Annotated in this window: 11 protein-coding genes, 1 tRNA gene and 1 pseudogene; 11 read left to right on the top strand and 2 right to left on the bottom strand. The window is 28.3% G+C overall.

The window, feature by feature from the left end:
* Positions 1 to 307: 307 nt before the first annotated feature.
* The 4 genes from GXK57_RS26745 to GXK57_RS25690 all read left to right on the top strand — a co-directional run bounded on the left by GXK57_RS26745 (position 308) and on the right by GXK57_RS25690 (position 2432).
* A complete protein-coding gene (locus GXK57_RS26745; protein WP_243156519.1) occupies positions 308 to 526 on the top strand; it encodes a hypothetical protein in 219 nt (72 codons plus the stop codon).
* Positions 477 to 839: a dihydrofolate reductase family protein gene (locus tag GXK57_RS25695; protein ID WP_243156518.1), complete on the top strand. Its 363-nt coding sequence runs from the start codon at positions 477 to 479 to the stop codon at positions 837 to 839. Before GXK57_RS26745 ends, GXK57_RS25695 begins: the two co-directional genes overlap by 50 nt.
* 341 nt (positions 840 to 1180) lie before the next feature.
* On the top strand, positions 1181 to 1312 hold the full coding sequence (locus GXK57_RS26960; protein WP_279285535.1) for a hypothetical protein: 132 nt from the start codon (positions 1181 to 1183) through the stop codon (positions 1310 to 1312).
* A 346-nt stretch (positions 1313 to 1658) separates the two neighbouring features.
* On the top strand, positions 1659 to 2432 hold the full coding sequence (locus GXK57_RS25690) for a hypothetical protein (protein ID WP_160680868.1): 774 nt from the start codon (positions 1659 to 1661) through the stop codon (positions 2430 to 2432).
* Positions 2433 to 2818: 386 nt separating this feature from the next.
* Here GXK57_RS25690 and GXK57_RS25685 read toward each other — a convergent pair whose 3' ends face one another.
* Entirely contained in the window at positions 2819 to 3583 is a 765-nt protein-coding gene (locus GXK57_RS25685) for a DUF438 domain-containing protein (RefSeq protein WP_160680867.1), read from the bottom strand.
* 280 nt (positions 3584 to 3863) lie between these two features.
* On the opposite strand from GXK57_RS25685, the gene GXK57_RS25680 reads away from it, so the two are divergent.
* The 7 genes and pseudogenes from GXK57_RS25680 (at position 3864) to GXK57_RS25650 (ending at position 10540) form a co-directional block, all read left to right on the top strand.
* Positions 3864 to 3939, top strand: a tRNA-Pro gene (locus GXK57_RS25680).
* Positions 3940 to 4464: 525 nt separating this feature from the next.
* Positions 4465 to 5427, top strand: a complete 963-nt coding sequence (locus GXK57_RS25675; RefSeq protein WP_160680866.1) for a radical SAM protein — start codon at positions 4465 to 4467, stop codon at positions 5425 to 5427.
* 137 nt (positions 5428 to 5564) lie between these two features.
* Positions 5565 to 5828 (top strand): annotated as a pseudogene (locus GXK57_RS25670) (DNA adenine methylase); the annotation flags it as partial.
* A gap of 329 nt (positions 5829 to 6157) precedes the next feature.
* Positions 6158 to 6703 carry a hypothetical protein gene (locus GXK57_RS25665; protein WP_160680865.1) on the top strand — a complete coding sequence of 182 codons (546 nt, stop codon included), beginning with the start codon at positions 6158 to 6160 and terminating at the stop codon, positions 6701 to 6703.
* Positions 6704 to 7215: 512 nt separating this feature from the next.
* Complete coding sequence (locus GXK57_RS25660) at positions 7216 to 7719, top strand: NUDIX domain-containing protein (protein WP_160680864.1); 504 nt, start codon at positions 7216 to 7218, stop codon at positions 7717 to 7719.
* A gap of 254 nt (positions 7720 to 7973) precedes the next feature.
* On the top strand, positions 7974 to 8465 hold the full coding sequence (locus tag GXK57_RS25655) for a DUF4829 domain-containing protein (RefSeq protein WP_160680863.1): 492 nt from the start codon (positions 7974 to 7976) through the stop codon (positions 8463 to 8465).
* Between the two features lie 923 nt (positions 8466 to 9388).
* On the top strand, positions 9389 to 10540 hold the full coding sequence (locus GXK57_RS25650) for an AI-2E family transporter (RefSeq protein ID WP_160680862.1): 1152 nt from the start codon (positions 9389 to 9391) through the stop codon (positions 10538 to 10540).
* 56 nt (positions 10541 to 10596) lie between these two features.
* Here GXK57_RS25650 and rpsD read toward each other — a convergent pair whose 3' ends face one another.
* Positions 10597 to 11175 (bottom strand): 30S ribosomal protein S4, encoded by a 579-nt coding sequence (rpsD, locus tag GXK57_RS25645; protein ID WP_160680861.1) that lies wholly within the window; start codon positions 11173 to 11175, stop codon positions 10597 to 10599.
* Between the last annotated feature and the right edge of the window lie 396 nt (positions 11176 to 11571).

Here is an 11571-nt window from a genome sequence, read left to right as displayed (position 1 = left end):
GGCTGATGGTACTGCATGGGCGACTGTGTGGGAGAGTAAGTGGTCGCTAGGTAATTAGTATATGATGATGCAAAAAAGACTTCACGATAAGTGAAGTCTTTTTTGTTTTTGTCTATGTTTTAAGTCAATGTTGAGGATGAATATTTAATAGAAAAATAGAGAGTCGATGTATGCATAGTAATGGTGTATTTTACACAATATGTTACAATAAGTGTGATTATAAACTATAATCTAGTGAACAATAGCAAATTATTGTTCACTATTTGAATTTTTTAATAGATAAAATTTATAAATATGGAGGTTTAAGATGTCCAATAAAAGAAATTTAGTCTTATACATAGCAACAAGTTTAGATGGTTATATTGCAACAGAAGATGATTCGTTAGAATGGTTGTTTAAAATTGAAGGCGAAGGGGATAACGGATATTCTGAATTTTACAATACTGTAGATACTATTCTAATTGGCAGAAGAACTTATGACTGGATTATTGAAGAAGAAAAAGGTAATTTTCCTTATAAGAATTAAGAAGTGTTATGTATTTTCACAATCAGAAAGCGGCAAAAATGAGAATGTAGAATTTATAAATCAAGATATATTGGAATTTACAAATAAAATAAAAAGACTTGATGGAGGTAATATTTGGCTTGTTGGCGGTGGTAATTTACTACACTCTTTTATTAAAGAAAGGTTAATTGACGAAATTATCATTACTATAGCACCTACGCTAATAGGGCATGGAATACCGCTTTTTAAGAAAAATGATTTTGAATTGGAACTGAAGTTAAAGAGTATGAGGAGATTCAATCAATTTGTCCAACTTCATTACGAGATAAAATAAATTGTTGAAATGTTAGAATATTACGGAATGGCATTAATTATTTCCATAAACTCAACTCTTTTTTCAATTATAATATTTTTTAATATTGTGGTGCAATTACTATGTGTTTAAAATAGTTGAAAGCAACTTAATTAATTCCAACAAGTTCTAGAAAAGAGTTGTCTGTAGCAAATAGATAGTTTAGATGGGCTACACTAATTTTTAAAAAGTGCACTTTACTAAAATCTTTTTTATCTGAGGCTTCGAATGATGATGAAGAGAAGGTAATTAATATCTCATATGAGGAATTTAATAAACTTGCTAAAAGTACGGGAATTCTTCGAGTAGTAATAGATACATCAATGAAAAATATGTTTCAATATATATTTATAGGCTTAAATGATGATGGCGAAGGCGTACAGTTTGTACTAAAATTTGAGGAGCTTATTATATGTTGGAATAGGTTTGAAGGAGATGCATGGTTTGCAAATTAGAATAACTAATTATATTAATAACTACAGGTGTGATATTATCTTATACCAAGAGCTTAATATAATAGTGAGGGTTGGGAATTACTTTGAATAGTAATATTGAATTGCTAGAACAAAGGGATTCTTTATGTACATATGGGAGAGTATTTGAATAGGGCTTATAAAAGAAAGCAAATTTATGCGTAGGTTTTTATTAAGTATAACTCTTAATATCAAGGTTATTTCTATTTACCTAACTGGTGGTGCAGCTGTAGCAGATGACTGATCCTCATCTGGCTTTGGATAAGGCTTGATATCAAAAACTTTTGTATGGTAATATTAAGGAAAAGAGTAATGGAGTAAACTATATATGTTATTAAAAAATATTAAGAAAATAATGTCCCCTTTTTTAAAACAGTATGGGTATTACTATAAGCCTAGCGATTTGCAAAGCGTAGGCTTATATCAATATGAAAAAGAAGAAGATGGTGTGACTAAATATGTAATTGTAGATAAGGTAAGTTTAGGGAATACCATAAGGCTTCTTTTTAGAACATCTTTAATGACTCCAATGAGAGATTATCAGCTATACCTTATAGATGAGAAATTTAAAGATAAATATTTCTGGCACTATAATGGTCAAAGTGAACTTCAAGATATTCTTAAAGAATTTTGTGAATACATAAAAAAATATGGTTTAGAAACCTTAGAGATTTTATCAAAGGAATATTTAAAGCCAGATAAATCGTTGTTTGATGCTTTATCAGTAGAAACAAAATATAAATCAGAAAGCTTTGCGAAAAGGTTTGATCTAGTTTTTGAAAATCCTAAGGAGCAATTAGAAAAGCTTGTTATGATAATAGAGGCTGAAAAAATTAAGATATCTCAACCTAACAGTAATTTCATAATTGATGTATCAGCTTATTATGGTGAGTTAATTATCAATAACATAGGCGGAAGTTGGCAGTTTGATAACTATAAGGGAGAGGAATATATAGTTTCACGAGTTGGTGGAAAGAATATTTATGTATCACCAATTGATGATATAATTACTTATTGGTTCAAAGGAACACTGTATTGTCATGATTTGAAGGTAGTCTATGATTCTATAGAGAGTACAGTTAAAAATCCAGAAATACAGTAAAATTATTTGATAAGTATATAAAAGTAAAATTTTTTATTAAAGATAGAAATTGATTCATCGAGTATATAAAAGTTTTCATTATGAATTACTCTGCTACCATTCATTTTAGATTATGGCAAATAAAATTTAGTATATATGAAACTTGCAGAAGTATATAAGAAAAGCCACTGAATAAATCTTCAGTGACTTCGTATATCAAATACAGATGTAAGACTTTTTAATAAAATTTATATTCCAAATAGGAGGGGAAAATAGATTTTGAGTAAAAGCGATACATCTTAATATGGACTATTTCAATACAATATTTATATTAAACACTAATATGAATTAATAAATGTCTATTAAAGTAATCAAAACATGAAAGATCTTGCCTACAGACAATAAGCTTATTTTTCTGGTGTGAAAGGACAATATCCTATTTCATCACTCATAGACTTCATATTCTGCCATAAATTATTATCCTTAATTGCATCTATAGCAGTAGGATATAGTATATAGTTTTCTTTATAAATATGATCTCTAAGATTAAAGACAATATACTTAGACAATTCATCTATTTGATTTTTACACTGAGCAAAATCTACAGTACAGGCATTTTGAGCTGCTTCTTTAAGTAGTCTCTTTTTCATTCTTAAATCTTCGTGTTCCATTCTCATAATTCTTGTTGGTCCAGTGATATTTCTTTTTTCTAATTCAGGGAATAAAACATCTTCTTCTCTTTTATGGTGCTTCTCAGCATCTAAAATATTTTGAGCCAGTGTTTCTAGTATTACAAATAGATCTTCATTTTCAGTGTAGCTATCTAATTTTTGGATTTTTAAGTTTAAATCTTCTAGTTCAGTAAGAAATTCTTTTATTTTATCATGCTCAATTATAAGAGTATCTAACATATGACCAGGTTCAATCTTCTTTCTAAGTTTAACTAACTCATCACTTAAAACTTCCATATGAATCTCACATAGATTTCTGAGTTCTTGTGGGTCCATTCCTTGTTCAATAAGGCTTTGCTCTGCAATGGATAATTCAATAGGATCTATATTAGCAACTATATTTAAAGCCTCTCTTCTAGTTTCATCATTTACACCTTCGGTATTAAGCTTTTTTAAAACTTCTGTAAGTTTTTTTATTCTATCTTGATTAGCAATAAACATATTTAGTCCTCCTAGTTATTTTAGTTGTTCAATTTGTTTATGTGCTAATTTTACTACTGAAGTTTGTTCATTACTGTGATTTAAATCAAATTTAATTATAATTTTAATCTACCAGTTTAAGTAAAATATTAGCTTGTACATGTAGTTGAAAAGTATAACCTCTTGAATTATAATAAATAATATAAATGGTTATTTATGTAATAATGTGATTATAATTAAAGGATAGCTTCTGTAGCATAGTTACCAGTGTAGCAACAATATAGTATTCAATTTAATATATCTGGGTATGGCGCAGATGGTAGCGCGCTAGAATGGGGTTCTAGAGGTCGCAGGTTCAAATCCTGTTACCCAGACCAGAATGAGTAATATCAGGGGTTAAGGTTGTCCTTAGTGTTAAAAATATGAAAATAGACCACAAGATTTCTTAAAGTAAAATTTAAAATGTACCCTATAGAGTAGACACTTAAAAAATACTACTCTAAGGGTATTTTTTTGTATAATTAAACAAACAGATATAGGAGTAGAGCAGATGAGTCTTAAAATGTTTTCTTAAAGAAGAAGTGGAATTATTATATAAAAACAAATATGTTAAAAGGTCAGTGATAAAGGAATTACATATACTGACGAATTTAATAGGGTTAAGTACAGATACGAAACCGACAGACGTTGATGCAGGATCAACAGGTGGGCTTTAAATGGATTATATTTGTGGAGAAAAAACTACTATTGTATATTATAATGGTACAAATTAGTTTGAATAATGTTCAATTAAAATATAACTTGAAAGTTAAAAGTAGTTTATTGCCAGAATTGATTTTATTTGCCTATAAGTTCCAAAGTGATATACTTATAAGTAAGTATATCATTTTAGAGGCTAAACTATGGATAATAAAATAGAAAAAATAAATGTTCCTTGGTTAGAAATACCTGTAACTGAGCATTGTAATTTAAAGTGTAAAGGATGTACGCACCATTCTCCATATCTTAAACCATGTTTTTATGATTATGAGCAATACGTGAAAGATATAAATATATTAAAAGATATTTATCATGTAAAAATATTGATTTTTTTAGGTGGAGAACCTTTATTAAACAAAGGAATAAGTGAATATATAGCTTTTGCAAGAGAAGCTAAAATTGCGGATATTTATAGAATAACTACAAACGGATTGTTGCTAATGAAGATGAATGATGATTTCTTTAAGGTAATAGATGAAATAAAGGTATCTTTATATCCTAACATTGGCATAGATAAAAATAAATTAGAAACTTTTTTGAAAGAGAAATCTAATATTTATAAATTTAATTATAGTATTAGAGAATTTGAAGATTTTATAGACATAGAAACTGATAGACTTTCAGATGAAGATGCACAAATTAATTTTAATAAATGTGACAGAAGAAGAAATGGGCATTTGGTATACAATGGATACTACTATAAGTGTATGAGACCAGTATCAACTAAACAGTTTCTAGAACATAATAATCCTAATGTGGATGTACCCGATTTTAGAATTGAAGATGGAATTTTATTAAATGGAGAAAATCTTAAATTTCGTTTACAGCAGTATATAAAGTGTGACGGAAATCTGTTATCATGTCATTATTGTTTGTTAGGATTTAATGAAAAAGGCTTGTTAGATAAGCTTAAATCAATCGTTGTTAATAATGATGTTCTTACAAAGTTTATATATAATAGCAGAGGTCTATATTCTTTATATAAATATATAGAGAAAAAAAGTAATAATAGAAAAGATAGAATAGCTCATAAAACAAAAAAGGTTGTAAATTTATTCAAACATCAGCAACTATCTAAAGGTGAATATGATGATATTAGTTCTTGATTGAAAAATATTGCTTAGATATATAGAAAATTGAATATATTTTCTAAAAGAGATATTGAAGTTGAAAAAGGCTTTGGTATCTTTTATTCTATGTATTAGAAGAAAATAGCAATAGAGAAGAAAATTACCAAGGGATATTATATTTAATAACACAAAGTTTTGCTGGCAAAGAAGGAGAATATGTGTATGGCGAAACTAAAATTCCTTCTCAGCATATTTTCAAGAATGTATTAACTGAACTAAGAGAAAGACTTAGAAACACTTATGTTGAAAATATAAGTGTTGAAAAGATCATTGAAAAGTATGATAGAGAAAATACTTTCTTCTTCGCCGATCCAACTTACTTTAAAACATCAGTATATGGTAATACACTTGGAGAAAAGGAACATACTTTATTAAGAGTATTGTTCTTAGTGGGTATTCATACTGGGATAAGAATAAGCGATATACTAAGAATCAGAGTAAGAGCTTAGCAAATTCTCATAGGAATAGGAAATGTTTTTGATATACATATAAGCTGCCATACTCTTAGAAAAGTCACTATGATGAGGATAAAGACATTGTTAAACTAATGGTGCTAATTTGATATAGGTATATGAATTTAACACAATTACCTGTTATGTTAAACTGAATATGTAAAAATGTGGCTAGTGATATGGTGTTAATGATTAAAATGTTATAGTATAAATTATAAGGTAACATTTTGAAAACTATATGGGAGAGACTTAAGATGATTGATACAGTATGGGATTTAGAGATACAGATGATGGTTCCTTTTGATACTATGGTTTATTACCCAGATGACTTTAAAGATGAGTATATTGAAGAACCTCTTTTTGCGAAGATAAGAGAATTCTTAAAAATAGATCTAGATGTCAATAGTATTGTAGAAGAATTATACAAAAATAGAGGAAAGAATTCATGTATATCAATTTATTATTCTAATGAATCTTTTAAAGATTTTATATTAGTTGATACAGAAATTGATCCTTCAGACCAGTTAGATTTGATAAGAATATGTATTTGCTGCTCAAAGCATTACAGTGGAGTAATTAGAGAATATGCGCATAAATTTTATGCTTCTAGATCTAAATATAATATCACTTACTCTGAAGGATTTAATGAGATTTTACGTAAATACGGCTTTGATTTTAGCTCTTTTAATGGTAGCGCTAACTTTAAATTTAGAAGCAGTGAAATTATTGGGCGAAAATTAAAACTTTTTCAAGGCGGGGAATTGTTACGAGAGTTTAAAGTTAAGTTTTTAGATATGTAAGGTAGTATAAAACATATACCAGCAGAAATGGTACGGAGGAATAGAGTGGTTGGAGGTAAGTTATGAAAAATAGAAATTATACAAGAGATGTATAACGAAGAAATATTAAGAGAAGTTCAAGAACTAGGAAATGCTTCATTAGTATCAAGAAAGCATGGAATATCTAAATCAACAATATTTACATTGATAAAACAGTGAAATAAGAAGGATGAATTCAGGGAATTGTTTAAATCTAAGAAATTTAAAGAAATTATTAGGATTTTTCCAAAACGAAGGGGCAATCTGATCTGTTGACTATTATTTGTAATTGTTTCAAAGCAAACATTTGGACAAGTAGATGAATCTTTTTTTGTTTCTACTATTGTATTATCAGGAATCATAGCTGGTTGCTTTGGGATAATAGAATACAGTTTGAAGAAGAAGTAATTACAAAATGTTATTTTAAATTTGTAGTGTGAAAGAATAATTGAGAATTTTATTCTTAGCAATTCATAAAAGTTGAGGTGGATAATATGGCTACAATAACATGGCATTCTGGTAGTGTTCCGACAGATATCATAATTAAACAGGTATATGGAATTCTATTCACAAAGGATGGTCGAATACTACTTCGTATAGAGAACGGTGAGTACCAATTAACTGGAGGTAAGCCAGAAGCTTTTGATAAAGATATGGAACAAACCCTAAAGAGGGAACTGGTTGAGGAGATAAATGTTTCTATTAGTAAAGTTTATATGGTTGGATATCAGCTAGTGGACGAAGAAAATGGTACTAAGCCATATGCACAAGTTCGTATGGCAGCCTTGATTGATTCAATAGGAAAACAACAACCTGATGCAGATAACGGGCTTATATATGGACGATATTTGACTACTCCATCAAAGGCAGCTCGTTTACTAAATTGGGGACAAGTTGGAGAAAAACAGATATTTGAGGCTCTAGAGATAGCAAAGAAAATGTTTAATCTGACTTGTTTTTCAAAGGAGGATTCTGTTTTGAATCCTGAAATAAAGTAGAAAGATTTTTTTCTTTTACAATCGCATACAAAATCAGAGTATTCACGAGTTATAATGAAAAAGGTTGTATTTTTTTAAGAAAATTATATCTTAGATAAAACTTTCTTAAATTAAAAATCGTATTATTAATAAGGACTATAATATTAAGCATCTATATAATAAAGTGTTTTCAGTAGGGCTAGTTCTTTTGACTTAATAAAGTAGAAGCTAAGTTATGAGAGAACTCATATAATATTAATTGAAGGGAGATATCAATGAAAGTAAATTCAAATTTGAGAAGAATACTAGGCGGTTCTATTGTATTATTATTTATTTCAATATTGGTAGTAACAGGCAATAGGTTCATTAACAATAAGAAAAATAGTAAAATTGATAAAAGCCTTCAGCCTGAGCAAGTAATAGAGAAATACTTTGAATTTTATAATAAGAAGGATAGCAAAAAGGTATTATCCACTATGACCGATTTTAATAAAGGAATAGAATTTATGGAGTTTGATAAATTAAAGTATATTAAGATTAGGACTATAGAAGATGTTAGCTATAGTAAAAGCAAAGAGTATATGGACTATGGAAGAGGGAAGGTAAACGGAATTAAAGAAGATAATGTGAGGGTTTATAAGGTTAATTTCAACTGTAAATATAACAAGGATACAGCAGATTATAAATCAGGGGATATGGATGAATATTTTACCTTAGTAAGGGAAAATCAATCGGCGCCTTGGTTAATTGACGAGGTAGGAGAGTAGAAGTATTGATTAATAAAATATAAAGTGCTAAAGAGTATTAAAACCTAAAATAATACTTTTTAGCACTTTATATTTTAGCTTTATAATATTACTTTACCTATTTATAAAATAGTAAAAATATTTAATTATCACTAGTCCTCAAAATTAGAAGTGCCATACCTAATAGTATTATATAATTGCTTCCCATCAGAATTAAGATTTCCAATTGTAATTGGCAAAAGATTAAGAAAAAACATTGATAAGTTTATACTTAGTAAAATATTAAGATATAATGAAAAGCAGCGAATATTTTGTAATAAGAATATACAAATAATACTTAAAAATAAATTGAATAAAACGCCTCCAATATGTATAAAGCATCTTGATATCTTATTATTAATCTTTAAATCTTTGTATGTATAGAGTCCGTTCAAAAAGAATATGAGCCTGATTTGAAAAATACTAAAACAAGCAATTTTTCTCCCGAATCCTAATTCAATCTTTAGTAATTTACCACCGAAAATTTTCACAAAAAAACTATGACCTAACTCATGAACTAATGTTGAGAGAGTCGCAATTATCAATATATAAAGCATTGTTACAAGTAAATATAAAAAGAATATTTTTCCTCCAAAGAATACAGTATAGTTAATATATGGAAGCGTATAGTTAAATCATACTACTAATTACATATTACGGTCTATGATGGGCTGATATTTATAATGAATTTTAGTTTGGAAAAGAAAGTATGCAGTAAAAAAATAGTCATGTTTAAAACTACAAAAAGGCTTAAAATTTTAAAGTATTAAATCATACTTTTGCTTTAAGTTGACACAATTTGTAGTATAATTAACTTTATGATATTTGCTTTTATTTTTAGCATAATATTTATAATCATTTATATTAAACTTCAAATATATTTTTCTATCACGGAAGGGGACAATATGGATCTAGAAAAAAAGCTTACAGGGAAAATTGCTTTATTAGCAGTTATAGCAATTTTACTATATATGTGGTTCAACTATTGGAATGGGATAATGGGAGTATTGGGTTCAATTTATGGATTATTATTTCCGTTTATATTAGGTGGATGTATAGCTTTCATTTTAAATATTCCAGTAACATTTTTATCAAATAATTTGTCTAAGATTAAGATTAAGGGTGTAAGAAGGATTATTGAAAAATTTAGCACTATGCTTAGCATAATTCTTTCTTGCTTAATGATAATAGGAGTTTTTGTTCTGGTATCTTACATAATTATTCCGAATATTGTAGATACTATAAAGGTTTTGCCGCAAACTTTTGACAACTCAACTACTATGCTACAAAGCTGGATAAATAGTAAGTCGTGGTTATCAACTAATATAATGAACTTGATCAATAACTTAGGTGTAAATTGGGATAGCATACTTAACAGTGCAAAAAGTACGGTTTTTAACTGGGCAAGCTCTGTGCTATTATCAACCTTAGGTATAGCTACTGGATTTGCTAGCGCCATTGTTGAGTTTATATTAGCATTTATGTTTTCTATATACATATTGACACAAAAGAAAAAACTAGGTGTACAATTTAAAAAAATAATATTCGCATTTTTGCCTCAAAGTAAGGCAGATTCAATATTAGAAGTGATAACACTTACAGCTCAAACTTTTTCGAATTTTATTACAGGGCAATGCATAGAATCAGCCATATTAGGATTAATGTTTTTTGTCACATTAATCATATTAAAGTTTCCATATGCTTTAGTAATTAGTATATTGATTGGATTTACTGCGGTTATACCTGTGTTGGGATCATTTATTGGATTTGCTGTAGCCACATTTTTGATTGTTATGGTTGATCCTATGAAAGCTGGTATATTCATAATAGTATTTTTAGTTCTTAAGCAGATAGAGGATAATATGATTTATCCTAAGATAGTAGGTAATTCTGTTGGACTTCCTTCTATATGGGTACTTGTTGCTATTACAGTAGGTGGAAAAACCCTTGGAGTGGCAGGAATGATAATATTTATTCCGCTATTCTCTGTAGCATACGTACTTTTCCGCAGAGAAGTTTACAGTAGATTAAAAAAGAAGAAGCTAGAAATAAAATAATAATAAAAGTATCTACAAATTTGAAAGATGTAATTTTGTAGATACTTTTATTCTAATTAGACTCTTGAATAAAACTCGAAAACTTTTATAGGCTTAACATCTATTGGAACTTCCTCTAAAAGAGGTAATCTCACAAGGGTACCAGAAAAGTTATCAATGTCTTTTGACATGTAAGGAACCAATACTGGTATGGATGTAAAGTTAGAAACGAACTCTTCAATTTTCCTGGACTTCTCTCTAAGAGATATATTATCATTCACATTTACTCTATAGGATGGAATGTCTACTTTATGACCGTTAACTAATATATGACCATGGTTAACCATCTGTCTTTCCATCCTTAGCGTAGGGGCAAATCCTAATCTATAAGTTACTGAGTCTAATCTTCTTTCTAGGTTTTGAACTAATAATTGCTCAGGTCTCTCTTTTGCTAATAAAACTTCCTTAACATATCTTCTAAATTGCTTTTCCATAACACCATAATATGCTTTAATTTTTTGCTTTTCTAATAATTGCTCTCCATACTCAGAAAGCTTATGTTTTTTTATGCCACGATTTAAAGCTTTTGGGTGATTAAATACATTTACACCGAGATGTCTGGCAAGTTTAAAACGTGGGGTTCTAGGTCTTGCCATAAAGTGCCTCCTTTAATTCATAATGTTTTTGTAGTTTTTAATTAATATATAAAGTTGGAATAATGTGTTTTTAATAACGTATCTGTAATCAATATAATTACTTTAAAGATAACTTTAAGCCATGAAGATTAAAAATATAAATGCTAATAGGACTTTTATTTTTTAGTTAAACAAGATACTTATATAACTTTTTTTAAATACTTTTCTAGATTATATAATTAGTTTTTCTTTTGAATTTAAATATATCCTATGATAAATAAGAAATTTTAGTATATTTCAATCACTTATATAGGCAAAAACAGTACCTAGTGTATCAATTGGTGAAAAATGTCGAAATTCATAGGAAAAGTAAAGAATGTACAAGTAGTTACTGCTCACAATATATTAGTTTTATAT

The sequence above is a fragment of the Clostridium sp. C8-1-8 genome (assembly GCF_009928445.1).
Taxonomy (GTDB): domain Bacteria; phylum Bacillota; class Clostridia; order Clostridiales; family Clostridiaceae; genus Clostridium_AR.
This window is presented reverse-complemented; position numbering and strand designations above follow the sequence as displayed.

Excerpts from the sequence above, each read along its gene's own strand:
- GXK57_RS26745 (WP_243156519.1), top strand. The coding sequence starts at position 308 with ATGTCCAATAAAAGAAATTTAGTCTTATACATAGCAACAAGTTTAGAT.
- GXK57_RS25695 (WP_243156518.1), top strand. The coding sequence starts at position 477 with ATGACTGGATTATTGAAGAAGAAAAAGGTAATTTTCCTTATAAGAATT.
- GXK57_RS26960 (WP_279285535.1), top strand. The coding sequence starts at position 1,181 with ATGAAAAATATGTTTCAATATATATTTATAGGCTTAAATGATGATGGC.
- GXK57_RS25690 (WP_160680868.1), top strand. The coding sequence starts at position 1,659 with ATGTTATTAAAAAATATTAAGAAAATAATGTCCCCTTTTTTAAAACAG.
- GXK57_RS25685 (WP_160680867.1), bottom strand. The coding sequence starts at position 3,583 with ATGTTTATTGCTAATCAAGATAGAATAAAAAAACTTACAGAAGTTTTA.
- GXK57_RS25675 (WP_160680866.1), top strand. The coding sequence starts at position 4,465 with ATGGATAATAAAATAGAAAAAATAAATGTTCCTTGGTTAGAAATACCT.
- GXK57_RS25665 (WP_160680865.1), top strand. The coding sequence starts at position 6,158 with ATGATTGATACAGTATGGGATTTAGAGATACAGATGATGGTTCCTTTT.
- GXK57_RS25660 (WP_160680864.1), top strand. The coding sequence starts at position 7,216 with ATGGCTACAATAACATGGCATTCTGGTAGTGTTCCGACAGATATCATA.
- GXK57_RS25655 (WP_160680863.1), top strand. The coding sequence starts at position 7,974 with ATGAAAGTAAATTCAAATTTGAGAAGAATACTAGGCGGTTCTATTGTA.
- GXK57_RS25650 (WP_160680862.1), top strand. The coding sequence starts at position 9,389 with ATGGATCTAGAAAAAAAGCTTACAGGGAAAATTGCTTTATTAGCAGTT.
- rpsD (WP_160680861.1), bottom strand. The coding sequence starts at position 11,175 with ATGGCAAGACCTAGAACCCCACGTTTTAAACTTGCCAGACATCTCGGT.